This window comes from Nocardia nepalensis, assembly GCF_048910785.1.
Classification (GTDB): domain Bacteria; phylum Actinomycetota; class Actinomycetes; order Mycobacteriales; family Mycobacteriaceae; genus Nocardia; species Nocardia nepalensis.
On the sequence record NZ_JBKBET010000040.1, the window covers coordinates 161918 to 186414 of the forward strand.

Genomic DNA, 24497 nt, shown 5'->3' on the forward strand with positions numbered 1-24497 from the left:
ACGAAATTCTCACGGACGCATTGGTTTTCTTGTCCCAGCGCGGGAACGACCCGCGAGAACGAGAGGAAAGACCATGAAGATCCGCTCCGCAATCGCCGCCGGAATGTTCGCTCTCGGCGCCGTCGCCGCGGGCGCCGGTGTCGCCTCGGCCGCACCCACTCCGATGCACACCCCGTTCATCGGCAACTACGCGACCTACGAGGCCTGCGCCGCCGACGGGAACTCGCCCAAGACCGGTGGCACCCAGTGGGAGTGCCGCGAGGTCGCGGACGGCTGGGATCTGTACACCTACTGAGCACGGCAATCGGTTCGAGTGGCCGGAGGGGGTCGGCCACTCGAACTCCGGTCTGCGCGCGGGGTGTGAAATACCTTATTCTCTGACCTCGTGCGGGTGCTGGTGATCGAGGACGATGCAGGGCTTGGCAACGAAGTCGCCGCGGGACTGCGATCGGCCGGTTTCGCGGTGGACCTCGCACCCAATCTCGCGGATGCCGATTTCAAGATCTCCGTCAATGTCTACGACGTGCTCGTCGTCGATCGCGGCCTGCCCGACGGCGATGGCCTGCAGCTGGTCTCGGCGCATCGGGCCAGGGGCCAGCGGGTCCCGGTCCTGATGCTCACCGCCCGCGACGGACTCGCCGATCGCATCGCCGGATTCGAAAACGGCGCCGACGACTACCTCGTCAAACCCTTCGCACTGCCCGAACTCGCGGCCCGGGTCCGGGCGCTGTCGCGACGGCGCGAGCATCCGGCGCCGGCCCGGATCGTGCTCGGCGATATCGATATCGACCTGCCCCGTCGACGGGTGCAGCGCGCGGGCATCCTGCGCTCGCTGACCCCGAAGGAATTCGCCGTCCTCGAACTGCTCGCCACCCGGGCCGGCAGTGTCGTCTCGCGCTCGGAGCTCATCGAATGCTGCTGGGACGAAATGGCCGAACCCGCGTCGAATGTCGTCGACGCCGTGATCGCGCAACTGCGCCGCAAGCTGGGCGCACCGCCGGTGATCGAGACCGTGCGCGGCACCGGCTTCATGATCGGAAGTGACTCATTCGCACCCTGATTTCCACGGCGGACGCCCGCCCCGCCGTGGCCCGGCTGCGCCGCACCCGCTGGCTGCTGACCGCACTGATCACCACGATCACCGCGACCTGTCTGATCATTCTCGGCGTCGTCGCGGCGACCATCGACGCCCGCTCGCGCGCGGCTGCCATCGACGATTCCCTCGATCGGGTGGTGAGCGGGCTGTTCCGCGCGGTCAACCTGCCCGAGGGCGAGGAAACCATCGACGTGAGCCAGCTCGAGAACGACGCGCTCGCCAATGGCGAGGTGGCGGTGCTGGTGCTCAGCGCACCCGGCGATGGCAAGTGGCAGGAGAGCTTCGCGCATCTGCGCTCCTGGCTGCCCAAGGACGACGGTGTCGCCGGGTTGGCCGATGATGCCGACCTGGCCGGTGAAACCGTCTTCCGCGACGGATACGACGGAGCCGGGCGCCCGGTCCGGATCGCGGCGACACCGATCACCTGGGAGGACTCCAAGACCAAGGCGGTCGTCATCGCGGGCACCAATCCCGGTATGTTCGACCGTGATCGGGCCCTGCTGATCTGGGCGCTGGTCGTCGGCGGGCTCACGCTGGTCGCGGTAGCCGCGGTGGCCGGACATCTGCTCTCGGGCCGGAGCATGCGGCAGGCAATTGTGATGCTCGAAGAGCAGGAGCGTTTCCTCGGCGACGCCGCGCACGAATTGCGTACGCCGCTCACGACTCTCGGCTTGGTCACCGCGCCGCGCCGCCGCGATCCGCACGAGGTCGAGCGGGCGCTGGTCGATGCCAGGGCGCTGGGCGCCCGGATGGAGCGAATCGTCGCCGGGCTGTTGGCGCGCGCCCGGATGCAGGCGGGCGTCACCACGATGGAGAAGGTGCAGCTGCTGCTGGATCAGCTCACCGAATCGGTGGTCGAGGAATTCCCGAAGGCCAATATCGTGCTGCAGACCAGTCCCAGTGTGGTGGTCGGGGATCCGAATCTGCTGAGCCTGGCGGTGCGCAATCTCATCGAGAACGCGATCACCCACGGCGCGGTCAATCGCGGTGCGCCCGTTGAGGTGCATGTGGCCGACGGCCGGGTCAGCGTGCGCGATCACGGCGCGGGGTTGACGCCTCAGCTGTCGAGCAATCCGTTCGAGCGTGGGGTGACCGCGGGGCGCGGCAGCGGAATCGGCCTGGCGCTGGTGGCGTGGATCGCCGAATTGCACGGCGGCACCGCGACAATGGAACCGGCGGCCGGTGGCGGCACCATCGCTTCGATCGTGCTGCCGCCACCGCCGGTTGGGTAATCCTCAGGTGTCCAACGGAACCGGTTCCAGTATCTCCGGACGCGGTTCCGGGGCCGCGATGCGCAGTGCGTCGGCGGATTCATCGTCCGGCTGGGTCTGGGAACGGATCTCGGCCGCGACGCGCGCCTGGTAAGTCGTTACCTCCCGGTCGATTTCGTCGTCGTCCCAGCCGAGCACCGGCGCGACCAGCCGGGCCACCTGCTCGGCGCAGTTCGCGCCGCGGTGCGAGTATTCGATGGAGATCCTGGTCCGGCGGGCCAGAATGTCCTCCAGATGCAGCGCGCCCTCGGCCGCCGCGGCGTAGACGGCCTCCACCTGCAGATACGACGGTGCGTCCATAATCGGTTGCAGCAGTTCTGGTTTGCCATCGGCCATGGCCATCACCTCGTCGATGAGCGAGCCGTAGCGATCGAGCAGATGCTTGATCCGGTACGGGTGCACGCCGTAGGCCTCGGCCAGTTGCACCGTCTGATTGATCAACGCGAAATAGCCGTCGGCGCCGAGCAGCGGGACCTTCTCGGTGATCGATGGCGAGACGCGCGCCGGAATGTCCTGGGCCGCTTCGTCTACCGCGTCATAGGCCATCACCCGGTAGGTGGTGTACTTGCCGCCCGCGATGCCCACCAGACCCGGTGCGACCCGGGCCACCGCATGCTCGCGCGACAGCTTGGAGGTCGAATCGCTTTCTCCCGCAAGCAAAGGCCGCAGGCCGGCGTAGACGCCGTCGATATCATCGGGGGTGAGCGGGGTGACCAGCACCTGGTTGACCCGGTCCAGCAGATAGTCGATATCGGCCTTGGTCGCCGCCGGATGGGCGAGATCCAGATTCCAGTCCGTATCGGTGGTGCCGATGATCCAGTGCGCACCCCACGGGATCACGAACAGCACCGAGGTGGCGGTGCGCAGGATTATCGCCGCATCGCTGACAATGCGGTCGCGCGGCACCACAATGTGCACCCCCTTGGATGCGCGCACATGGAAACGGCCGCGATTGTGCGAGAGCGCCTGCACCTCGTCGGTCCACACGCCGGTCGCGTTGATCACCACATGCCCGCGGACTTCGCCGGTGCGGCCGTCGTCGCTGTCGCGCACCTTCACCCCGACGACCCGGTCGGCCTCGCGCAGGAAACCGACGACCTGGGTGGAGGTGCGGATCACCGCGCCGTAATGCGCGGCGGTGCGGGCGACCATCATGGTGTGACGGGCGTCGTCGACGACGGTGTCGTAGTAGCTGACGCCGCCGATCAGCGAGTCACCGCGCAGGCCAGGCGCCAGCCGCAGTGCCCCGTGCCGGGATAGATGATGTTGGCCGGGAACGGATTTCGCGCCGCCCATGGTGTCGTAGAGCACCAGCCCGGCCGCCACGTACGGGCGTTCCCAGCCGCGATGGGTCAGCGGGTAGAGGAAGCGAAGCGGTTTCACCAGATGCGGCGCGAGGGTGGACAGGGTGAGTTCACGCTCCCGCAGGGCCTCGCGCACCAGCCCCAATTCCAGCTGCTCCAGATACCGCAGACCGCCATGGAACATCTTCGAGGACCGGCTGGAGGTACCGGAGGCGAGATCACGCGCCTCGACCAGCGCGACCTTCAGACCACGCGTCGCGGCATCTAGCGCGATGCCCGAGCCGACCACGCCGCCACCGACGACGACCACGTCGAAGTGGTCCTTGCCGAAGCGCTCCCATGCCGTAGCGCGCTGCTCAGGGCCGAGAAACTGCGATTCCGGTTTCATGGTCATGCTCGATTCCTCCAACCGACGCGGCGTCGGATGTAGACGGCGATTTGTTGGTCTTTCGGACATTCGCTCGAGCTGCTGTGTCAGAGGCGGTGTTCTGTTGTCCAGGCTAAAGGAATCGGCGACGATCGCGTGCCGGGGCCACAGCCGTGTCGCCCGAGGCCGACGACCTGCACTACCTGCCGGTAACCGAACCCAACACTAGTCCAGTTACCTGCTGGCCGCGATGTCGCTGCGCTGTTTCCCACGCGCGCGGTGCTGCTTTTAGTAGCCTGCACGAATGCGTCGCTATGTGGCCGCCATTGATCAGGGCACGACCTCGAGTCGGTGCATCATCTTCGACCGGCAGGGCCGCGTCGCCGGTGTCGCCCAGCGCGAGCACGAGCAGATCTTCCCGCGGCCCGGCTGGGTCGAGCATGATCCGGAAACCATTTGGCGCAATACCGAATTCGTGCTCGGCGAGGTGTTGCGGAGCGCCGGTATCGCCGCCGACGAGATCAACGCGGTCGGAGTCACCAACCAGCGCGAGACGACGGTGGTGTGGGATCGCACCAGCGGCAAGCCGATTCATAACGCGATCGTCTGGCAGGACACCCGCACCGATCGTCTGGTGACCGAACTGGGCGGCGAATTCGGCGCGACCCGCTACCAGGACCGCACGGGTCTGCCGCTGTCCACCTATTTCGCCGGGCCGAAATTGCGCTGGATCCTGGACAATGTCGAGGGCGCGCGGGCGCGGGCCGAGGCGGGCCGGCTGTGTTTCGGCACCATCGACAGCTGGGTGCTGTGGAATCTCACCGGCCAACACATCACCGACGTCACCAATGCGTCACGCACCATGCTGATGGATCTTCGCACCCTGCAATGGGATCCGCAGATCTGCGCGGAATTCGGGATACCGCAGTCGATGCTGCCCGAGATTCGCAGCTCATCGGAGATCTACGCGCAGGTCGGTTCCGGTCCGCTGGCGGGTCTGCCCGTCGCGGGCATTCTCGGCGACCAGCAGGCGGCGACCTTCGGTCAAGCCTGCCTGTCCCCCGGCGAAGCCAAGAACACCTATGGCACCGGCAATTTCATGCTGCTCAATACCGGAACAACGCCGGTATTCAGCAAGCACGGCCTGCTCACCACCGTCTGCTACCAGCTCGGCGGCGAGGCGGCGGTATACGCGCTGGAGGGTTCCATCGCGGTGACCGGCTCACTGGTGCAGTGGTTCCGGGACAATCTGGGCATCATCTCCAGCGCCGACGAGATCGAGCCGCTGGCCCGCAGCGTCGAGGACAATGGCGGCGCGTATATCGTCCCCGCGTTCTCGGGCCTCTTCGCACCGCGCTGGCGGCCGGATGCCCGCGGCGTGATCGCGGGCCTCACCCGCTTCGTCAATAAGGCGCATCTGGCGCGAGCGGTGTTGGAGTCCACCGCATTTCAGACGCGCGAGGTGATGGACGCGATGCGCGCCGACGCCGAATCCCAGCAGCTGCGGCTGGAACTGACCACACTCAAGGTCGACGGCGGCATGGTCGGCAACGATCTGCTCATGCAGTTCCAGGCCGACATTCTCGACGTCCCGGTGGTCCGCCCGGTCGTCAACGAAACCACCGCGCTGGGTGCGGCCTACGCGGCCGGGCTGGCCGTCGGGCTGTGGGAGAGCACCGAGGACATCCGGGCCAACTGGGCCGCGGATAAGACCTGGCAGCCCGCGATGTCGGCCACGGACCGCGAAACCCACCTGGCCGCTTGGAACAAAGCCGTGGAACGGACCTACGACTGGGTGGACTCCCCCGCAGCCCCGAATATTTAGCCGGTCGTCTCGGCAGCTCTGGCCATCCGGTCGACGGCCGCTTCCAGTGTCGGCGGGTCGAACGTGGTGAAGCACATGCGCATGGAATGGCTGTAGTCGGTGTCGACGGCGAAGGCCGAGCCGGGGACGAAGGCGACGCCGTGCTCCAGCGCTCGGGGCAGCAGCCGGTCGGTATCGGTGCCGTCGGTGAAATCGACCCACACGAACATGCCGCCGGCGGCGTCGGTGCAGGTGACGCGGTCGCCGAAGCGGGTGCGCACGGCGTGCACGAGCGCCTTGGCGCGGTGGCCGTAGGCGGTGCGAACGGTATCGATGTGGCCGGTGAGCCAGGATTCGTCGGTGAGCAGCTCGGCGGTGATCTGGTGGGTCAGCGCCGAACCGCACAGATCCGCACCCTGTTTCAGCAATTCGACCGCGCGACAGACCCGGTCCTGGGCCACCATCCAGCCGACGCGCAGCGCGGGCGAGAGGATCTTCGACGCGCTGGAGAGCCGAATCACGTTGCGGGAGTAGGTCGCCACCGGATCGGGGGCGGGCTGGTCGAACCAGAGCTCGCCGTATGGGTCGTCCTCGATCACCCAGAAGCCGTGCGCGTCGGCCAGTTCGGCCAACTCGCGGCGGCGCGGCGAACTCATCGTGACACCGCCCGGATTGTGGAAGTTGCTCACGGTGTGCACGACCGCGGGACGTTCACCGCGCGCCAGCAACTCCTTCAGCACCTCCAACCGCATGCCCTCGGAGTCCAAGGGCACCGCCACAATTCGCGCCCCGGCCGCCCGGAAGACCTGCAGCGCACCGACATACGCCGGATCCTCGACGACGACCAGTGCGCCCGGATCCAGCAGCACCTCGGCGAGCAGCGAAAGCGCCTGCTGCGAACCATGGGTCACGAACACCTCGTCGAGCCCCACCGTGCGGCCGAGCTTCGCCGACTCGCGCTGCCGCAGCACATCGCGCAGCGGAGCCCACCCGGGCGACTCGGTGTACTGCAACACCGCGCAATCACCCAGCGCCGCATCGGCCGCCGCGGCGAGCCGTTCCCGCGGCATCAGCGCCGCATCCGGCAAACCGCCCGCGAGGCTGATCACCTCTTCGCGCGTGGTCAGCTTCAACAGGTCACGAATCGCCGAACTCTTCAGTCCGCCCAGTTTGGCCGCGAGCGGTGGATTGGTCGGCGACATGGAAAACCTCCGAGGGGACGCCACGGTACGCGAAATCCCACTCTCCCACATCGCTATCGAATTGGGAAATATTCATCCCATGATCTGAGAGCTCAGATGCGCTGCCGGATGGCGAAGATCACGGTCTTGCCGTCCCGAACCACCGTGATGATGGTCTGCCGGTAGACATTGGTCGTGCCGTCGGGACGGTGTTCGGTCAGATCCACCTCGAAGGTGTCGCCGGCCACCTCGGCAATCCGCAGGCAATGCGTGGTGCCGACCGGAATCTGTTCATTGATGGCCTGCTGGATGACATCGGCCGCCGATACATTCTCGGCATCGGGCGCGACGAATCTGTGTGCGCCCTCACCATTGCGGTCGACGTAGAACTCGTACTGGAAGCCGAGGATCGCGCCGGGACCGGTCGAGGTGTCGCCCTGCCCGTTGCCGCGGGTCACCTTGCCGTCTCTACTCGCGGGGCAGCTCAGTGCGGCGGAGGTGCTCGGCGGTGCGGGCGGCGCCGCCTTCGGACCGCCGTTGTCGTCGCGACTGACCGCGACAAAGGTCACCACCAGCGCCAGGACCACCACGACCGCGGCGAGCACACCGAGCACGATCCACCGGCCGCGCGAGCTGTGCCGGGCCGGGGTCGCGGTGATGGTGTCGGAGATCAGCTTCGGCGCAAGGCGTTTGGCGATCGGGTCGTCGGCCCAGGACAGGCCGGATGGCTCGGGCGGCGGCGTCGGCACTGCGCCGGACTCGGTGGGGCTGTTCCACCAGGTGTCGCGCTGGCCCGCGGGCGCTGTCGCATGCCGGACGGTGGCCTCGGTGGGATCCGGCTCGACCGGTGGTTCCGGGCGTCGGGTCGGCGGCTCCGGTTGCCGGGTCGGTGGCGGCGGCGCATCGCCGAACACACCGGAATCCGGTGCGCGGTATTGCGGTGGTGGCGGCGGCACCGTCGGCGGTTCGTCGGCGGGACGCCAGATCAGCTCGGGATGATCGGTGGCAGGCTCGGGCACCGACCACTGCGGTCGAACCTGCCCACCCGTCGGCGGACCGAATTCGCCCACCGGCGGGCCGAATTCGGAGACCGGCGGGCCGAAATCGGAGACCGGCGGGCCGAAATCGTCCAACGGAGGACCGAACTCCGACCGGGACTGGTCGGATTCGTTGTCCCTGCCATCACCCTCGGAGCCCACACCAAATCCTTTCCCCAGGACACACGTGTGGGGCGGTCGCGAACGACCGCCCCACCCGTCGAATCAGCTCGTGTCAGTACTGGAGTGACCCACCCCACTGGGTGGTGACCCCGGCGACGTTGACCGTCTGCGGAGCCAGTTCGCCTGGCGGCACCGGAAGTTTAACTTGTGCGGCCGCCTCGAGTGCGGCCACGCCGCCCGGCTGTTCCCGAATCCAGTGCTCGACAGCGGCCTTGGCGAGGTTCGCCTGCGTGGTGTCGAGGATCACCTCGGTCTTGTTGTCGGCCAGGCCTTCACCACCGGTGTAGCTGGTGACCTTGACGGTGTTGGCGCCGATGTATTCGACCGAGACACCGGCCTCGCCCTGTCCGGTCGGCGTGCGGTACCCGATGGTGCCGACGTAGCCCGCGGCATTGTTGAAGTGGTGGGTGTTGGCTACGTAACCGGGCGCCAGGCTGCCACCGTCGATATTGGCGCCGATCTCCTGGTGCGGACCGTCCATCTCGACCACCGGCGCGGCCGGGGCCTGCTGGAAGCGCGGAGCCTCCCAGCGCGGCTGCTGCACCAGCGTCTCGGTCTCCGGCTGCTGCGCGGTCTTGGCGTTCGGGTCGGTCGGCGTGACCGCACCCGGCGCGGTGGTACCGGGCTGCGCGGGCTTCGGCGTGGCGCCGGGGGCCGTCTCCGGGACGACCGCGGGAATCGCGGGTCCGGTCTGGCCGGGGACCGGCAGCGGCGCGACGCGCGGGGTGGTGACACCCGGCTGAGTCGGCGCCGAAAGCTTCGGATCCTTCGGCGGATTCGGCATCACCTGATTCGGATCCGGCGTCGTGACACCCGGCTGACTCGGCGTCGGCTGGCTCGGCGACGGCTTGGTCTCCGGCTTACCGGGATCCGGCTTGGTGGTCTCCGGCTGACCCTGATCCGTCGGCGCGGTCGTGCCCGGATCGGCCGGAGCCGGTGCCGGTGTGGTCGGTGTCGCCGGCTGATCCGGAACTGCCCCCGCCGGTGCCGCGAAGAGAGTGGCCACAGCCGCCGCGGTGGCCAGTGGCAACGATGTGCTCGCCATCGCTCGCTGCGCCCGACTCGGCTTACGATGTTTCACTTTTCGCAATCCCTTTCCCGTGTGCGACCCGTGGGTCGCACGCAGTTATCCCTGGTGAGACGCTTGGCCCACGAACGAGGACCGGCGAACGACCAAGCGGTGCGTTCACCGTTCCCGTTGGAAAGGATCGATCCCCCCACACAGAACCTCGCGATCGCCCGCCGATCGCATCTCTGCGGGAAGTGAACCACATGCGCGCCGGACTGGCAACGCGGTGAAAAGCCCCACAAGACAGTAAGACTGGGGGCGGGCGAGATCAGCGTAAATTAATCCAGGTCGTCGTGGCGCATGAGCAGGCGCGCGGCCTCGGTGACCGAGCCGGTGAGCGATGGATACACCGAGAACGTCTGGGCGAGATCGTTCACGGTCAGATTGTTCTGTACCGCAAGCGCGATCGGCAGAATGAGCTCCGAGGCGATCGGGGCGACGACCACACCGCCGATGACCACACCGGTCGCGGGCCGACAGAAGATCTTGACGAAACCCCTTCGCAGACCCGACATCTTGGCCCGCGGATTGGTATTCAGCGGCAGCATCACCGTGCGCGCCGGCACCTCGCCGTTATCGATGGCGGTCTGGCTCACGCCGACGGTCGCGATCTCCGGGCGGGTGAATACCGCCGAGGCGACCGTCTTCAGCCGGATCGGGCTGACGCCCTCGCCCAACGCGTGATACATCGCGATGCGACCCTGCATCGCGGCCACCGAGGCCAGCGGCAGCAGGCCGGTGCAGTCGCCCGCCGCGTAAATACCGGGCACCGAGGTCCGCGACACCCGGTCCACTCGCAAGTAGCCGCCACGGTCGAGTTCGATGCCGACGCGCTCCAGTCCGAGATCGTCGGTGTTCGGGACCGAGCCGACGGTCATCAGCGCATGCGTACCGGTGACGGTGCGGCCGTCGGAAAGCTTGACCACGATGCCCTCGGCGGTGCGCTCCACCGCATCGGCGCGTGCGTGCTTGACCAGTTCGACGCCGCGTTCGGCGAGTGCGTCCTCGAGGACGAGTGCGGCGTCGGCGTCCTCACCGGGCAGCACTCGGTCGCGGCTCGAAACCAACTTCACCCCCACGCCCATCTCGGTATAGGCGGAGACGAATTCGGCACCGGTCACACCCGAACCGACCACCACCAGGGTCTCCGGCAGTTCGTCCAGGTCGTAGAGCTGACGCCAGTTCAGGATGCGCTCGCCATCGGGCTCGGCGCCCGGCAACACGCGCGGGCTCGCACCAGTGGCGAGCAACACTACTTCGGCCTCGATGGTCTCCTCGGTGCCGTCGGCCAACAGCGCGCGAACGCGATGCGCGGCCATCCCGCTGGCCGGATCGCTCAGCTGTCCGCGTCCGGCGAGCACGGTCACTCCGGCGGCCTGCACCTTGGATCGGATATCGGAGGACTGGGCCAGCGCGAGCGCCTTCACGCGCGCGTTCACCTCGCCCAATTCGATCCGGGCCTGGCTCGGATCGAGGGTAATGCCCAGGTCACGGGCGCGCCGCAGATCGGTGCGCACGCCGGTCGAGGCAATGAATGTCTTGGACGGCACGCAGTCCCACAGGACGCACGCCCCGCCGATGCCGTCGCGGTCGATCAGGGTGACCGTGGCCCCGTGCTGTGCCGCCACCAATGCCGCTTCGTAACCGGCCGGTCCGCCACCGATGATCGCTATGCGGGTCATGGATACCTCCGCTCGAGCTGTTCGACCGGGATCTCCGGTGCCGGTAATCAACGTTAGCTGGCGAACACACGGTCATCTCGCCGGGATAGAGACGATGCGCGCAGGTTATTGGATACCCTTGCCTCGTGCCGATCTACGCCGCCTACGGGTCCAACATGGACTCGTCCCAGATGCTCGAGCGCTGTCCGCACTCCCCGATGTCCGGGACAGGCTGGTTGGAGGGCTGGCGTCTGACCTTCAGCGGTGACGACATCGGCTGGGAGGGCCCGCTGGCGACCGTCGTCGAGGAGCCGGGCTCGCGGGTGTTCGTCGTGCTCTACGACGTATCCCCCGAGGACGAGCAGCGCCTCGACCGCTGGGAGGGCTCCGACTTCGGCATCCACCGCAAGGTCCGGCTGCGCGTCACACCGAGCCCGGGCAGTGGCTCCGAGCCCATCCTCGCCTGGCTGTACGTGCTCGACGCATACGAGGGCGGGCTGCCATCGGCGCGGTATATCGGCGTGATCGCGGACGCGGCCGAAAAGGCCGGCGCACCAGCGGAATACGTGCACGCGCTACGCACTCGCAACAGCAAGAACGTCGGTCCCGGCTTCTTCGGCAATTGAGCGGAGACGGCCGACCCGGAAGGATCGGCCGCGTCTGAGCGTCTGCTGTCAGCTCGCGTTCAGCACGATATTGCTGAGCACCCGGACCCCGACCGCGAGCGCACGCTCATCGATATCGAAGGTCGGCTGGTGCAGATCCAACTGCTCGCCGTGCCCGGACCAGACGCCCAGGCGCGCCATCGCGCCGGGCACCTCCTCCAGGTACCAGGAGAAATCCTCGCCGCCGCCGGACTGCATGGTGTCGGCCAGCGCGTCCGGGCCGAGTGCGCGGATCGCGTCCTCGAACATCCGGGTCGAGTGCTCGTCGTTGACCACCGGCGGCACGCCGCGCCGGTAGTTCAACTGGTAGCGCACCCCGGTCGGGGCGAGCAGGCCGTCCACGATCTCGCGCACCATCGGTTCCAGCAGCGACCAGGTCGCGTGATCGCCGGTGCGGACGGTGCCGGTGAGCATGCCGGTCTGCGGGATCGCGTTCGGCGCCTTGCCAGCGCTGACGGCGCCCCACACCATGACCGTGCTGGTACGCGGGTCGATGCGGCGGCTCAGCAGACCCGGGAGTCCGGTGATCACGGTGCCGATGGCGTAGACCAGGTCACTGGTCAGATGCGGGCGCGAGGTGTGTCCGCCCGGCGAATCGAGGACCAATTCGATGGTGTCGGCGGCCGAGGTGATGGCACCGACCCGGATGCCGACCCGGCCGACCTCGAGGCGCGGATCACAGTGCAGCGCGAAGACCCGGTCGACGCCCTCCATCGCGCCCGCGGCGACCATATCGATCGCACCGCCGGGCATGATCTCCTCGGCGGGCTGGAACACCAGCCGCACGCCCACCGGCAGCTCCTGATCGGCCAGCGCGAGCGCGGTGCCCAGCAGCATCGTGGTGTGCGCGTCGTGTCCACAGGCATGGGAGACGCCGGGAACGTTCGAGGCGAAGCTGAGCCCGGTGAACTCCTGCAGCGGGAGCGCGTCCATATCGGCGCGCAGACCGATCCGCGGTCCGTCGGCCGGACCGATGTCACAGAGCACGCCGGTGCCGTTGGGCATCTTCTGGGGATTCAGTCCGGCCTTGATCAGCCAGGACGAGACGAACTCGGTGGTCGCGAACTCGGTCCGGGACAGCTCCGGGTTGGCGTGGATATGCCTACGCCACTGAACGAGGTCGACGGTGTGCTCGGCAAGCCACGCCTCGACCGCTTCGTGCCCGGTCTGTGCGATGTCCGTAGCGGCGTTTACGGGATCAACCGTGATAACGCGCGCTGCCGCGGGGCCCGCCGCGCGCGCGGCGGGGCGGCCGGTAGTGCTCACCGAATGTCCTCCTGTCGTTGAACGAGCCGTTGCAACAACCTGTCTCTATGTAATGCATCGCGGGCCACGGCGATAGCGGTACGCGCGAGCGCGATCGCACCGTCGGTGACCGCGCGATCCGCCGAGGCGTTGATACTCGCCGCGGCGAAGGCGGGCTGATGCGTCACCGCCCCACCGGCATCGATGCCGATGACCGGATGGATGCCCGGAATGACGTTGGTGACATTGCCCATATCCGTACTCCCGAGCGGTCGCTGCGCCTCGAGCTCCGGTGCGATCGGCACCCTGCCCAAACCGACGATCTGCTCGCGATAGGCACACAGTAATGCCGAATCGGAGGTTAGCTCCGTATATGTAGGAGCAACCGTCCGGATTTCGTGGGTGCAGCCAGTTGCCAGCGCACCCGCCTCGAAACAAGCCGACGCTCGTCGCATCAGATCGCCGAGGGATGCGGAGTCGACTGCGCGTAGGTAATACAGCAGTTCCGCACGTCCGGGAACGATGTTGGGGGCTATGCCACCGTCGCTGACTATACCGTGCAGTTGCTGTCCAGGTTGGAGATGTTGACGCAGCAATCCCAGAGCAACCTGCGCGACGGTGACCGCGTCGCCCGCATTGCGGCCCAATTCCGGCGCGGCGCTCGCATGCGCCTCGACACCGTGGAACACCACCGAGAGATCCGCCAGCGCCAGCGACCGCGCGTCGACGATGTCGAAGGGGCCCGGATGCACCATCATCGCCATCGCGACATCGTCGAAGACGCCGCGCTCCAGCATCAGCACCTTGCCGCCGCCGCTCTCCTCGGCGGGCGTGCCGAATACGACGACGGTAATGCCGAGCGCATCGGCCACCTCGGCAAGGCCGAGCCCCGCGCCGACCGAGGACGCCGCGATGATGTTGTGCCCGCAGGCATGTCCGATCCCGGGCAGCGCGTCGTACTCCGCGCAGATGCCAACGGTGAGCTCGCCGGATCCATAGCTGGCGCGGAATGCGGTCGGCAGGTCGGCGATGCCGGTCTCGATCTCGAAACCGCGCGCGGCCAGCGGCGCGATGGTCTTGGCGACGCTGCGGGTTTCCTCGAAGGCCAGCTCCGGTTCGGCGTGGATCGAATGCGAGAGCGCGATCAGTTCGGCCGCCGCGGCCAGGATCGCCGCATCCGAGGCCCCCGAATCCGCGCTATCTCGATCGACCGGCGAGCAGTCGCGCGCGACCTGGTCGTCCGTGCGTGATTCGGGGTGCCCGCTACGCGGTGGTGGCATGGCACACAGTCTCGCACTGCGCCGCCGATCGGTCGCACCCTGCGCCCAGGGGTGCTGCCGCACCGCGGCCTGGGATTGCGATCACGCTGAGGTTATTCCCCGGCGAATGCCAGATTCTCCGGGGTGGTCGGGGTCGCGAGACCGGCCAGCGCCTTGGCGTGCAGCGCGCGCTTGATCACCGCCAGATTGGGCTTGCGGTTTGCCGCGAGCGCGGCGGCGCGCTCGATCGCGGACTTCAGCAACACATCAGCATCCGCCTTCGCGTCGACAATGCCCGCCGTAATGGCCTCGTCGGCGGCGAAGCGGTGCCCCGCGGTCATGGCCTGCACGCAGACCTGGTTGGCGAGTCGCTCGGTGAGCAGCGCGTTCATGCCGACGGTGAATGGCATGCCCAGGTGCACCTCGGGCAGGCACCAGAAACCGCGGTCGGCGCGCATCACGCGGAAGTCGTGCGAGGTGGCAAGCATGGCGCCGGCGCCGAAGGCGTGGCCGTTGATGGCGGCCACCGTCGGCATCGGGAAGGCGAGCAGCCGGGTGTAGATGGTGTGCACACGGTCCAGGTAGCCGTGCATTTTGTCCAGGTTGCCGAACAGCCAGTCGGTATCGAGGCCGTTGCTGTAGAACTTCCCGCTCGCCGTGGTGACCAGCGCCGCCGGCCCCTCGGACGCCTCGACCCGGTCCAGCAGACCGTGGAATTCATCGATCCAATCCGGATGGAAACGGTTCTCGCTGTCGGTCTGCCCCTCGTTCCCGAGGTAGACGACGAACACATCCCCTTCACGTTCCAGGTACGGCATGCGTGCAGCGTAACGGGTGCGCCGCGGAAAACCTACTCGCGGGTAGCAAATCCTCGGCAGGTCCTGAGACCGACCCCTTTGCACCCAGTCGCCAGTTCCGCTGCCCCAAAGCTGCCGTCTGGCATTCGACCGGTCGCATTGCGGCGCAGCCGTGAACTCACCCGCTTGCCCAGCCCGACGAAGCGAGTCTTACGTGCGAGGAGTTCGACCCGTCTCGCACTCGAGTCGTCGAAGCGGATGCGCCGTAGGCCCTGCAAATCGAACTCGGAGTGCAGCGAAGCCGTGACTCACCCGCTCACCAACCCCGACGGAGCGAGCCTTACAAGCGAGGAGTTCGCGACCCGTCTCACGTCCGCGCCGAAGGCGCGGCCATCGAACTCAGCCGAGTCGTCCAAGCGCATGCGCCGAGGTCTCGAGTCTCGACCGCTGGTCCGGTGTACGTCGGATGCTGAACGATCCGCACATCCGTGACCAGCACGGAGCGAGTCTTACGAGCGACCGTTCGCGGCCCGTCTCGCGGCCGAGTCGTCGAAGCGCATGCGACGAAGTCGCGAGTCTCGACGGCTCGGACGCGAGACAAAAGGGGGCCGCGAACACGCCGCGCCGGAGGCGCGGCAAATCAAACACAGCTATCGTGACCTCATGCTTGCCGAACAGGCCGCGAGGGCGATTGCCGAACGTACGGGAGTGGAACGGCACCGGGTTGCGGTGGTGCTGGGATCGGGCTGGCAGGAGGCGGCCGCGGAGATCGGTGCGCCGTCCGCGTCGGTGCCGATGCCGGAGCTGCCGGGGTTCGGAACGCCCAGTGCCCAAGGGCATGTCGGGATGGTGCATTCGGTTGCCGTCGACAACACTCCGGTGCTGCTGCTGATGGGACGTCAGCATCTGTACGAGGGGTATCGGCCGAGCGAGGTCGTGCATCCGGTGAGCGCGGCGATCGCGGCGGGCGCGGAGACCGTGGTGCTCACCAATGCCGCGGGTGGGATCCGGGAAGGTCTGCGCGTCGGTGATCCGGTGCTGATCAGCGACCATCTCAATCTCACCGGCCGCACGCCGCTGAACGGCGCGACCTTTGTCGATCTCGTGGACGCGTGGGATCCCGAATTGCGCTCGCTGGCAAGGGAAATCGACCCGAGTCTGACCGAGGGCGTGTACGCGGGCCTGACCGGACCGCAGTACGAAACCCCCGCCGAGATCCGGATGCTGCGCACCATCGGCGCGGATCTGGTCGGCATGTCGACGGTGCTCGAGGTGATCGCGGCGCGCGCGCTCGGCGCACGGGTGCTCGGCATCTCACTGGTCACCAATCTCGCCGCGGGCGTCACGGGTGCGCATCTGTCCCATGCCGAGGTGCTCGCCGAAGGGCATGCGGCCGCCCCGCGACTCGGCAAACTGCTGCGCGGCGTACTGGAACGGCTGTAGATGCTGCGCTTCGGCACCGCCGGACTCCGCGGGCCGCTACAGGACGGCCCCGACGGCATGAACCTGGACACGGTGAGCCGGGCGACCGCGGGGCTGGTGGACTGGTTGCGCGGGCGCTGTCTCGGCGGCGGCGCGGTGGTCGTCGGGCGCGACGCCCGGCACGGCTCGGCCGAATTCGCCATCGCAACGGCGGAAATCTTTGCGGCCGCGGGCTTTCCGGTGACGCTGCTGCCACGACCACTGCCCACCCCGATCGTCGCCTACGCGGTGCGTGCGCTGGGAGCCGTTGCCGGAGTACAGATCACGGCATCGCACAATCCCGCGACGGACAACGGCTACAAGGTGTATCTGGACGGCGGTTCGCAGCTGATCGCCCCGGCCGACACCGAAATCGAACGCTGCATCGAGGCGGTCACCGAACCGATCGCCCGCACGCCGGTCACCCCGGCCGACGATGACCTGGTGCGCCGCTACCTCGATCGGGTGGCCCGCCTGCCCGAGCTGATCGGCGGGCCCGGCGAACGCGCCGATGTGCGGATCGTGTTGACCCCGCTGCACGGCGTCGGCGGCGATACGGCCGTGGCGGCCCTCGCCGCGGCGGGATTCCAGCATGTGCACGTCGTCGGTGAGCAGTTCGCACCCGACGCCGACTTCCCGACCGTCGCCTTCCCGAATCCCGAAGAGCCCGGCGCCACCGACCTTTTGCTCGCGACGGCCACCCGGATCGACGCGGATATCGTCATCGCCCTCGACCCGGACGCCGATCGCTGCGCCATCGGGATTCCGGACGGCGCCGGCGGCTGGCGCATGCTGCGCGGCGACGAAACCGGTGTGCTGCTCGGAGCTTGCGTATTGCGTACCGCACCGCCGGATTCGCTGGTGGCGACCACCGTCGTATCTTCCAGGCTGCTCGCCAAGCTCGCCGCCGCCCGCGGCGCCCGCTACGCCGAAACCCTGACCGGCTTCAAATGGCTGGCCCGAGCGGGCGAAGGCCTGGTCTACGCCTACGAGGAGGCCATCGGTCACTGCGTCGACCCGGCCGCGGTCCGCGACAAGGACGGCATCTCCGCCGCAGTGCTCGCCGCCGACCTCCTCGCCCGCCTGAAGGCCGCTGGCCGCACCCTCGCCGACGAACTCGACGACTACGCGGTCGAATTCGGCCTGCACGCCACCGACCAGGTCTCGCTGCGCCTCCCGGACCCCGCCGCCGCAGCGGATCTGGTGAACCGCCTGCGCGCCGCGCCGCCCGAAGAAATCGCGGGCGAGCCGGTCGAATACACCGACCTGCTCCAGGTCCGCGGCCGAATGCGCACCGACGCACTGATTTTCGAGGCAGCGAGTTCGCGGATAGTGGTCCGCCCATCCGGTACCGAGCCGAAACTCAAGTGCTACTTGGAAGTGGTCCAGCCGGTCGCCGACCGGAAGGCGCTGGCCGCCGCACGAACCGCCGCCGAGCAGCGCCTCATCGAACTGCGCGCTTTCTGCGAAGCACTGTCGTGAAGCAGATGCATCGCGGCGCAACGGATCTGGGCACGCGCTGATTGATCAGCGGGGGCCGAATTGGCGGTCGCCCGCGTCGCCGAGCCCGGGGACGATGTAGGCGTCGGAGTTGAGGCCGGTGTCGACGACGGCGGTGACCAGGCGCACGGGCAGGCCCGAATCGGCAAGGGCGGCAATGCCTTCGGGTGCTGCGACGACGCAGACGGCGGTGATGTCGGTGGCGCCGCGCGCGGCGAGCAATTGCAGGGTGTGGCGCATCGAGCCGCCGGTGGCCAGCATCGGGTCGAGCACGTAGACCGGGTGGCCGGACAGGTCGCCGGGCAGCGACTCCATATACGGCACCGGCTGATGGGTCGTTTCGTCGCGGGCGATACCGACGAAACCGACTCTGGCATCAGGGATCAGCTCCGCGGCCGCGTCGACCATGCCGAGTCCGGCACGCAGCACCGGTACCAGCAGCGGCGGCTGCGCCAAGCGCGTCCCCTCGGCACCAGCCACCGGTGTGGTGATCGGGAAGCGGGTCACCGGCGCTTCGCGCAGCGCCTCGTAGATCAGGATCCCGGTGAGATCGCGCAGTGCCGCTCGGAAGGCCGAATTGGCAGTGCGGACATCGCGCATCGTGGTCAGCAGGGCGGCGGCGAGTGGATGGTCCACGGTGTGCGTGCGCATGAGGGAACGATAAGGTCGAAATCGAGTTCGGCGGCGGACCTCCACCCGAATTTTTTTCGAACGGCTGGAACCAATCGGCAAGGCAGCGCGTCGAAGTAGGTGGATGACGTACTCTGCCTGGGAACAAACAGATGGGGGAAGCACTATGCGAAAGATGTCGGCCGACACCGAGGGGATCACCGCCTACGGCGCAACGGCCGCGACCATGTCCGGTGATCTCGCCGCCGCCGGGGTGAGCGCCGCGGCCGCCGATCCCACTCTCCTCGGCCCGATCATGGGGTTGATCGGCGGTGATTTCATGGCCGCCTACGCCGCGGCGCACGCCGGGCACGTCGCGTCCATCGGTCAGTTGTCGGCGGTGCTCGCGAGCATGAGTGGTACGGCCACGGGCTCGGCCGTCGTACTCGAAGAGACCGACCTGAACAACGCCGCCGGCCTTGATGCCACCGGACTGGACGGGTGATGTGGTGATCGACGTCAGCGCCCTGGTCCAGCCACTGCTCGACCTGCTCTCCAGCTTCGGCACCGGCGTCCTGGCCACCGGTGGGCCCGCCGATGCTCTGACCTCCACCTCGACCGCCGTCGACCAGGTGCACGCGCTCGGCCGCAACAGCATCAACCAGGTGAACGACGCATGGGACGGCGCGGCCGCCGATGCCGTCACCGCCAAGGCGCTGCGGGTGCAGACCTCCGCCGCCACCATTTCCGATCGCGGCAACGATATGGCTACCGTCGTGAGTCAGGCTGCGGCCCAAGTCGAATCGGGCCAGAAGGATCTCAACGGGATCGTCCAGTCGTTCGTGAACCAGGCGACCAGCCTCGGGCCCGCGCTGGCCACGCCCGAGGGGCTGACGGTGCTCGTCAGCTCGGCGATCGACCACATAGGCCAGGGGCTGAACGTGGTCGGCCGGGTGCGCAACGAGTTGGATACGCAGACGGCGTCGATGAACGAGCTGACTCCGGCGCCGTCGACACCGTCACTGTCCAATGTCGCCAGCACGGTCAGCACCGCCACTCAGGGTGCGGGCCAATTGTCCTCGACCGTGAGCAGCGTCGCGAGCGGTGCGGGCAGCGTGCTGAGCAGCTTGATGAGCACCGCGAGCAAGAGCGCGACCACCTCGGCCGCGGCCGCGACCACGAGCAAACCGAGCACCTCCAACTCCGGCACGACGAGTTCGTCGACCGCCACCGGCAAGGGCGTGAAGATCACACTGCCCGACGGGAGTGTCGTCGAGGCCCCGAACGAGAAGGCGGCGACCGCGGTCAAGGCGGCCATCGGCGCGGTCGGCACACCGTATGTATGGGGCGGCAATTCGCCCGGCTCCGGACTCGACTGCAGCGGCCTCACCAGATACGCCTACGGCGAAGCGGGCGTCGACCTGCCCCGGCTGGCCCAGGAACAGGGCAACGGCCACATGCAGGTATCCCCCGGCGATCTGATGCCGGGCGATCTGGCCGTCTGGGATGGCCACGTCGCCATGGTGATCGGCAACGGGCAGTTCGTCGAGGCCGGTAATCCGGTCCAGATCAGCTCGGTTCGAACGGACAACATGGGTATGAACTTCTATGGCTTCTACCGGCCGACCTCATAAGTGAGCGGAGCGAACGAATAATGTCCCAGCCCCAGACCCCACCGATACCCAATGTGACGGTGGCGTCGAGCAGCAACCGATCGGGCACCATCTCGGTTCGTGCCACCGATCAGGGCATGCCGATCGAGATCAAGTTCGAGCGCAGCGAATACCGTTACGGCGCGCAGACTCTCGCCGACGAAATCCTGCGGCTCACCAAGCGCTCCACCGTCGCCGCGCGAGCCCGCCGACGCGAGCTGCTGGCCGAGGCGGGCATGCCCGCCGACATCCTGGACAGACTCGGACTGCCGACGCGCCAGGCCGCGGTGGACGAGCTGGACCGGATCGATGACGCGGACACGGGACCGACGAGCTGGATGAGGCCGGTATGAGCGAGCGAATCACAGGCACAGCTGCGGTCGCGGTCATGCCGGAACCGAGCGCTAGCGAGGTGGAGGCCATGAGTGAGCGAAGCGAGCGAATCATAGACACAGCTGCGGTCGCAGTCATGCCGGAACCGAGCGCTAGCGAGGTGGAGGCCATGAGTGAGCGAAGCGAGCGAATCATAGACACAGCTGCGGTCGCAGTCATGCCGGAACCGAGCGCTAGCGAGGTGGAGGCCATGAGTGAGCGAAGCGAGCGAATCATAGACACAGCTGCGGTCGCAGTCATGCCGGAACCGAGCGCTAGCGAGGTGGAGGCATGAGTGCGGAAATGGACGCGTTGGTCGCCAATGCGACGGCGAAACTGGAAGCGCTCGAGGCCGCGCTGTACGGCCTCCAGCAGGTGCACGGCCGGTTCCGCTCCGACGATGGCACGGTCAGTGTCGAGGTGAACAGCGACGGCGCACTGGTCGCGCTGAGCCTGTCGGAGTCGGTCACCTCACTGCCGCCGGCCGAGGTCGGCCAGCTGATCGTATGGGCCTGTAGACAGGCCGCCGAGGATGCCGGCGCACAGCGATCGAAGGTCGTTGCGACACTGAACGAGTCGTTCACGGCAGCGCCGGAGGGTGCTCAGGGAAGCGTTGGAGGCGGGCCGGATAGTCACTGACTCGGAAGGTCGATAGGCTTCCGCACATGGCTTCTGGAGACATCGTCCCGATCGAGCTCGGCCTGACCGACGGCGATCTCGTCACCCTCTGGGCACCGCGCTGGCGCGACGGTGACGACGAGTGGGAGGCGTTCCTCGGACATGAGGACTCTCTCTACGGTTTCGAGACCGTCGCGGAGCTGGCCGCGTTCATCCGGACCAACTCCGATAACGACCTCGTCGACCATCCCGCGTGGAAGGTCGTGGCCGGGCTGTCGGCGGTCGAACTGGAGCCGGAGGAGAACTTCACCTTCGACCTGGTCGGCGTGCCGGAGCTGGTCGCGAGCGATCCCGATGTGGACACCATCGCCGAGCTCGACGACACGCTCAGCATGGTGCGCAACATCGGTGAGGTGTGCGAACTGGAGACGGTGACCAAGTTCTTCGGGTCCCATCCGGTGGTCGGCGCGCTGGCCAGCGGCGTCAGCGCCTTCGTCGGGCGCGACGGCGAGGAGCTGTGGGACCAGATCGGCGCCGCCATCGCCAAGGGCTGGGACGATGTCCTCGACGCCATCGACTCCGTGGTGCAGACCCCCGAGGTCGACGCCGAGGCGGTCGCGGTCGCGGAGGCCGAGCTGCTCGCCGCGGAGGAGAACGTCGTGGACGCCGACGACGCGGCCGACAGCGAGGAGGACGAGGAGTTCGAATCCGTCGACCTCGACGAGGACGAGGAAGACGAGGAAGAGGAAGACGACTCGTTCTGGCATGAGGTCGGCATCGACCCGATCAAGATCGTCACCTCCGACGGCAACTACTTCACGTTGCGCTGCTATCTCGACGACGAGCCGATCTTCCTCGGCAAGAACGGCGAAATCACGGTCTTCGGCTCCGAACGCGCGCTGGCCCGCTATCTGGCCGATGACCACGAGCACGATCTGGCGCGGGTGAGCACCTATACCGACGTGCAGACCGCCGCCATCGACGGCTCGCTCGAGGTCGAGGTCACCGACGAGAACGTCTACGTGCTGCCCGGCCTCGCCGACGATCTGGGCGAAGGCCCGGAGGCGGTCGATATCGAACAGCTCGACCTGGCGGTCGAATTGTTCACCGACGCCGCCGATTACGCCGACGACGACACCGTGGAGCGGGCCCTCGCCCAATCCACCCCACTCGGCTGGTACATCTCCTACCTGCTGAACCCGGACCCAACCCGCCTCGCCCCGAACCCCCCATTCACCGCGGAGGCGCAAAGCTGGCGCGACCTGGAACGAAACTTCGAGTCCCGCCTCACGCCGCAGAAGTAGCTTCGGCAACGCCGCCACCCCGCGACCACGGATCGGCGGCAAGTGCCGGGGCCCGGTCGAGCGGCAACATCGGCGGCGACAGGTGCCGGAACCCGATCAAGCAGCAACATCGGCAGCGACAGGTGCCCGGACCCGATCAAGCAGCAACATCGGCAGCGACAGGTGCCCGGACCCGATCAAGCAGCAACATCGGCAGCGACAGGTGCCCGGACCCGATCAAGCAGCAACATCGGCAGCGACAGGTGCCCGGACCCGATCAAGCAGCAACATCGGCAGCGACAGGTGCCCGGACCCGATCAAGCAGCAACATCGGCAGCGACGTGGTGTCGCCGCTTATGGCCGAGCGCGCGGCCTGTCGTCGAGCGGAATCGCCGCTAAGCGGCCGAGCCCGTCACGGCTGCTAGTTGAGCGCGATCACGACCGGCAGCTGGACCGAATCCCAGCAGGTAACCGCCAGCGCCGCTGGCCGGACGGCACCGCCCCCGCCGCCCGAGCAGCACCCCGTCCAGCACTCCCGGCTGACGACACCCACTCGCCCCAACTGCCTGGTCGGCCGATCAGGTGGAACTGGTGGCGGCATCGGCCGAGAAGGGTCCGCCACCAATTCCACGTGATCACTTGTCCAGTAGCGCATCTCGGACGGAACGCCGCGCGCGCGGATCGCGGGCTGCGGGGGTTCGTGCTCGGTGTGGGCGAAACCCGTTGCTGGGGAAAGTTATCCGAGGAGGACGGCGTAACCGGGCTTGATGATGTCGTCGATTATTCGCAGGCGTTCGGGGAACGGGATGAACGCGGACTTCATCGCGTTGATGGTGAAGCGTTCGAGGTCGCTCCAGCCGTAGCCGAACGTATCGACGAGCTTCAGCATCTCCTGGCTCATGCTGGTGTCGCTCATCAGGCGGTTGTCGGTGTTGACCGTGACGCGGAAGCGCAGGCGCGCCAGTAGGTCGAAGGGATGCTTATCCAGCGATGGGACCGCGCCGGTCTGCACGTTCGAGGACGGACAGAGTTCCAGCGGAATTCGCATGTCCCGCACGTAGTTCGCGACCAGACCGAGTTGGGCGTCCTCGATCGCGCCGGGCACGTAAATGTCGTCGGTGATCCGCACGCCGTGGCCGAGTCGATCGCAGCCGCAGAACGCCAGCGCTTCGTGGATGGATGGCAAACCGAACGCCTCGCCCGCGTGAATCGTGAAGTGCGCGCTATTGGCTCGCATGTATTCGAAGGCATCCAAGTGGCGGCTGGGCGGGAAGCCCGCCTCCGCGCCCGCGATATCGAACCCGCCGACGCCACGGTCGCGCCAACGCACCGCGAGTTCGGCGATCTCGCGCGAACGCGCGGCGTGCCGCATGGCGGTGAGCAGGCAGATCACCACGATCGGGCGACCCGCCGACGCCGCGGCCACGGCACCCTCGCGGAATCCGGCGAGGGTGTGCTCGACCACCTCGTCCAGGGTAAGGCCGCGCTCCAAATGCTGTTCGGGCGCGAAGCGCACCTCGGCGTAGACCACACCATCGGCGGCGAGGTCTTCCGCACATTCCCGAGCGACGCGACGCAGGCCCTCAGGGGTCTGCATCACCGCGACCGTATGCGCGAACGTTTCCAGATAGAGCTCCAGCGAGCCGCTGTCGGCGGCGTCGCGGAACCACGCCGCCAATGCGGCCTCATCTGCGGCGGGTAGGTCGTCGTAACCGCAATCGGCGGCGAGCTCCAACACCGTCGCGGGCCGCAGACCACCGTCGAGATGATCGTGCAGCAGCGCCTTGGGAGCTTGGCGGATCGAGGCAAGGGTCAAAGGCATCGGTCCTGTCATGACCACACGTTAGCCGCACCGACCCATCCATGCGCCTGTGATTGCGCTCTCCGCCACCCCCACCCGAGACATCGCCCTCAATATCCCTGCTCGAGTGGACGATCGCCCCGCCATGGCGTACCGCAACCCCCCTCACCGGCCAAGAATCGACGTAGCGGTCGTTTCCGACCCCACCTCAGTCTCCGAGCGCCCGACAACTCGGTGCGCACCAGTTCACTCACGCGCAACT

At 67.6% G+C, this 24497-nt stretch carries 23 protein-coding genes; 13 read left to right on the forward strand and 10 right to left on the reverse strand.

Features of this window, described 5'->3' with window-relative positions:
* Positions 1–73: 73 nt before the first annotated feature.
* The 3 genes from ACHQ4I_RS38100 to ACHQ4I_RS38110 all read left to right on the forward strand — a co-directional run bounded on the left by ACHQ4I_RS38100 (position 74) and on the right by ACHQ4I_RS38110 (position 2328).
* A complete protein-coding gene (locus tag ACHQ4I_RS38100; RefSeq protein ID WP_420776775.1) occupies positions 74–295 on the forward strand; it encodes a hypothetical protein in 222 nt (73 codons plus the stop codon).
* A 90-nt stretch (positions 296–385) separates the two neighbouring features.
* Positions 386–1060 carry a response regulator transcription factor gene (locus ACHQ4I_RS38105; RefSeq protein WP_420776776.1) on the forward strand — a complete coding sequence of 225 codons (675 nt, stop codon included), beginning with the start codon at positions 386–388 and terminating at the stop codon, positions 1058–1060.
* 26 nt (positions 1061–1086) lie between these two features.
* Positions 1087–2328, forward strand: a complete 1242-nt coding sequence (locus ACHQ4I_RS38110) for a sensor histidine kinase (RefSeq protein ID WP_420776777.1) — start codon at positions 1087–1089, stop codon at positions 2326–2328.
* 3 nt (positions 2329–2331) lie between these two features.
* Here the strand turns inward: ACHQ4I_RS38110 and ACHQ4I_RS38115 are convergent, their stop codons facing one another.
* A complete protein-coding gene (locus ACHQ4I_RS38115) occupies positions 2332–4065 on the reverse strand; it encodes a glycerol-3-phosphate dehydrogenase/oxidase (protein WP_420776778.1) in 1734 nt (577 codons plus the stop codon).
* Positions 4066–4342: 277 nt separating this feature from the next.
* On the opposite strand from ACHQ4I_RS38115, the gene glpK reads away from it, so the two are divergent.
* Entirely contained in the window at positions 4343–5863 is a 1521-nt protein-coding gene (glpK, locus tag ACHQ4I_RS38120) for a glycerol kinase GlpK (RefSeq protein ID WP_420776779.1), read from the forward strand.
* On the opposite strand, the gene ACHQ4I_RS38125 is transcribed toward glpK, so the two are convergent.
* The 4 genes from ACHQ4I_RS38125 to ACHQ4I_RS38140 form a co-directional block, all read right to left on the reverse strand.
* Positions 5860–7044: an aminotransferase-like domain-containing protein gene (locus ACHQ4I_RS38125; protein WP_420776780.1), complete on the reverse strand. Its 1185-nt coding sequence runs from the start codon at positions 7042–7044 to the stop codon at positions 5860–5862. The two genes, glpK and ACHQ4I_RS38125, sit on opposite strands and share 4 nt — an antisense overlap.
* Before the next feature lie 92 nt (positions 7045–7136).
* Complete coding sequence (locus ACHQ4I_RS38130) at positions 7137–8222, reverse strand: DUF8176 domain-containing protein (RefSeq protein ID WP_420776781.1); 1086 nt, start codon at positions 8220–8222, stop codon at positions 7137–7139.
* 73 nt (positions 8223–8295) lie between these two features.
* A complete protein-coding gene (locus ACHQ4I_RS38135; RefSeq protein ID WP_420776782.1) occupies positions 8296–9288 on the reverse strand; it encodes a hypothetical protein in 993 nt (330 codons plus the stop codon).
* Positions 9289–9590: 302 nt separating this feature from the next.
* Positions 9591–10994 (reverse strand): NAD(P)H-quinone dehydrogenase, encoded by a 1404-nt coding sequence (locus ACHQ4I_RS38140; RefSeq protein WP_420776783.1) that lies wholly within the window; start codon positions 10992–10994, stop codon positions 9591–9593.
* A 125-nt stretch (positions 10995–11119) separates the two neighbouring features.
* Between ACHQ4I_RS38140 and ACHQ4I_RS38145 the strand changes: the two genes are divergently transcribed.
* Complete coding sequence (locus ACHQ4I_RS38145) at positions 11120–11599, forward strand: gamma-glutamylcyclotransferase family protein (protein WP_420776784.1); 480 nt, start codon at positions 11120–11122, stop codon at positions 11597–11599.
* Positions 11600–11647: 48 nt separating this feature from the next.
* Here the strand turns inward: ACHQ4I_RS38145 and ACHQ4I_RS38150 are convergent, their stop codons facing one another.
* The 3 genes from ACHQ4I_RS38150 to ACHQ4I_RS38160 form a co-directional block, all read right to left on the reverse strand.
* The gene (locus tag ACHQ4I_RS38150) at positions 11648–12814 is read right to left on the reverse strand and encodes a M20 family metallopeptidase (RefSeq protein ID WP_420777078.1); all 1167 of its coding nucleotides are present in this window, start codon (positions 12812–12814) and stop codon (positions 11648–11650) included.
* 86 nt (positions 12815–12900) lie between these two features.
* On the reverse strand, positions 12901–14163 hold the full coding sequence (locus ACHQ4I_RS38155) for a M20 family metallopeptidase (RefSeq protein WP_420776785.1): 1263 nt from the start codon (positions 14161–14163) through the stop codon (positions 12901–12903).
* A gap of 92 nt (positions 14164–14255) precedes the next feature.
* Entirely contained in the window at positions 14256–14960 is a 705-nt protein-coding gene (locus ACHQ4I_RS38160; RefSeq protein WP_420776786.1) for an enoyl-CoA hydratase-related protein, read from the reverse strand.
* A gap of 642 nt (positions 14961–15602) precedes the next feature.
* On the opposite strand from ACHQ4I_RS38160, the gene ACHQ4I_RS38165 reads away from it, so the two are divergent.
* Positions 15603–16382 carry a purine-nucleoside phosphorylase gene (locus ACHQ4I_RS38165; protein ID WP_420776787.1) on the forward strand — a complete coding sequence of 260 codons (780 nt, stop codon included), beginning with the start codon at positions 15603–15605 and terminating at the stop codon, positions 16380–16382.
* The gene (locus ACHQ4I_RS38170; protein ID WP_420776788.1) at positions 16383–17882 is read left to right on the forward strand and encodes a phospho-sugar mutase; all 1500 of its coding nucleotides are present in this window, start codon (positions 16383–16385) and stop codon (positions 17880–17882) included.
* A 45-nt stretch (positions 17883–17927) separates the two neighbouring features.
* Here ACHQ4I_RS38170 and upp read toward each other — a convergent pair whose 3' ends face one another.
* The gene (upp, locus tag ACHQ4I_RS38175; RefSeq protein WP_420776789.1) at positions 17928–18551 is read right to left on the reverse strand and encodes a uracil phosphoribosyltransferase; all 624 of its coding nucleotides are present in this window, start codon (positions 18549–18551) and stop codon (positions 17928–17930) included.
* 154 nt (positions 18552–18705) lie between these two features.
* Here upp and ACHQ4I_RS38180 point away from each other — a divergent pair, with 154 nt between their 5' ends.
* Genes ACHQ4I_RS38180 through ACHQ4I_RS38205 form a run of 6 tightly spaced genes read left to right on the forward strand, consistent with a single transcriptional unit; the run spans position 18706 to position 22455 of the window.
* Entirely contained in the window at positions 18706–19014 is a 309-nt protein-coding gene (locus ACHQ4I_RS38180) for a hypothetical protein (protein WP_420776790.1), read from the forward strand.
* Between the two features lie 4 nt (positions 19015–19018).
* The gene (locus ACHQ4I_RS38185) at positions 19019–20143 is read left to right on the forward strand and encodes a C40 family peptidase (RefSeq protein WP_420776791.1); all 1125 of its coding nucleotides are present in this window, start codon (positions 19019–19021) and stop codon (positions 20141–20143) included.
* 20 nt (positions 20144–20163) lie between these two features.
* Positions 20164–20514, forward strand: coding sequence for a hypothetical protein (locus ACHQ4I_RS38190; protein WP_420776792.1), 351 nt, complete (start codon positions 20164–20166; stop codon positions 20512–20514).
* Entirely contained in the window at positions 20511–20828 is a 318-nt protein-coding gene (locus ACHQ4I_RS38195; RefSeq protein WP_420776793.1) for a hypothetical protein, read from the forward strand. The genes ACHQ4I_RS38190 and ACHQ4I_RS38195 overlap by 4 nt, the downstream gene beginning before the upstream one ends.
* On the forward strand, positions 20825–21172 hold the full coding sequence (locus ACHQ4I_RS38200; RefSeq protein WP_420776794.1) for a YbaB/EbfC family nucleoid-associated protein: 348 nt from the start codon (positions 20825–20827) through the stop codon (positions 21170–21172). Before ACHQ4I_RS38195 ends, ACHQ4I_RS38200 begins: the two co-directional genes overlap by 4 nt.
* 26 nt (positions 21173–21198) lie before the next feature.
* Positions 21199–22455: a primosomal protein gene (locus ACHQ4I_RS38205; protein ID WP_420776795.1), complete on the forward strand. Its 1257-nt coding sequence runs from the start codon at positions 21199–21201 to the stop codon at positions 22453–22455.
* Positions 22456–23170: 715 nt separating this feature from the next.
* Here the strand turns inward: ACHQ4I_RS38205 and ACHQ4I_RS38210 are convergent.
* Positions 23171–24268, reverse strand: a complete 1098-nt coding sequence (locus ACHQ4I_RS38210; protein WP_420776796.1) for an adenosine deaminase — start codon at positions 24266–24268, stop codon at positions 23171–23173.
* Positions 24269–24497 lie beyond the last annotated feature (229 nt).

Excerpts from the sequence above, each read along its gene's own strand:
- ACHQ4I_RS38100 (WP_420776775.1), top strand. The coding sequence starts at position 74 with ATGAAGATCCGCTCCGCAATCGCCGCCGGAATGTTCGCTCTCGGCGCC.
- ACHQ4I_RS38115 (WP_420776778.1), bottom strand. The coding sequence starts at position 4,065 with ATGACCATGAAACCGGAATCGCAGTTTCTCGGCCCTGAGCAGCGCGCT.
- glpK (WP_420776779.1), top strand. The coding sequence starts at position 4,343 with ATGCGTCGCTATGTGGCCGCCATTGATCAGGGCACGACCTCGAGTCGG.
- ACHQ4I_RS38125 (WP_420776780.1), bottom strand. The coding sequence starts at position 7,044 with ATGTCGCCGACCAATCCACCGCTCGCGGCCAAACTGGGCGGACTGAAG.
- ACHQ4I_RS38135 (WP_420776782.1), bottom strand. The coding sequence starts at position 9,288 with ATGGCGAGCACATCGTTGCCACTGGCCACCGCGGCGGCTGTGGCCACT.
- ACHQ4I_RS38140 (WP_420776783.1), bottom strand. The coding sequence starts at position 10,994 with ATGACCCGCATAGCGATCATCGGTGGCGGACCGGCCGGTTACGAAGCG.
- ACHQ4I_RS38155 (WP_420776785.1), bottom strand. The coding sequence starts at position 14,163 with ATGCCACCACCGCGTAGCGGGCACCCCGAATCACGCACGGACGACCAG.
- ACHQ4I_RS38160 (WP_420776786.1), bottom strand. The coding sequence starts at position 14,960 with ATGCCGTACCTGGAACGTGAAGGGGATGTGTTCGTCGTCTACCTCGGG.
- ACHQ4I_RS38165 (WP_420776787.1), top strand. The coding sequence starts at position 15,603 with ATGCTTGCCGAACAGGCCGCGAGGGCGATTGCCGAACGTACGGGAGTG.
- ACHQ4I_RS38170 (WP_420776788.1), top strand. The coding sequence starts at position 16,383 with ATGCTGCGCTTCGGCACCGCCGGACTCCGCGGGCCGCTACAGGACGGC.
- upp (WP_420776789.1), bottom strand. The coding sequence starts at position 18,551 with ATGCGCACGCACACCGTGGACCATCCACTCGCCGCCGCCCTGCTGACC.
- ACHQ4I_RS38180 (WP_420776790.1), top strand. The coding sequence starts at position 18,706 with ATGTCGGCCGACACCGAGGGGATCACCGCCTACGGCGCAACGGCCGCG.
- ACHQ4I_RS38190 (WP_420776792.1), top strand. The coding sequence starts at position 20,164 with ATGTCCCAGCCCCAGACCCCACCGATACCCAATGTGACGGTGGCGTCG.
- ACHQ4I_RS38195 (WP_420776793.1), top strand. The coding sequence starts at position 20,511 with ATGAGCGAGCGAATCACAGGCACAGCTGCGGTCGCGGTCATGCCGGAA.
- ACHQ4I_RS38200 (WP_420776794.1), top strand. The coding sequence starts at position 20,825 with ATGAGTGCGGAAATGGACGCGTTGGTCGCCAATGCGACGGCGAAACTG.
- ACHQ4I_RS38205 (WP_420776795.1), top strand. The coding sequence starts at position 21,199 with ATGGCTTCTGGAGACATCGTCCCGATCGAGCTCGGCCTGACCGACGGC.
- ACHQ4I_RS38210 (WP_420776796.1), bottom strand. The coding sequence starts at position 24,268 with ATGACAGGACCGATGCCTTTGACCCTTGCCTCGATCCGCCAAGCTCCC.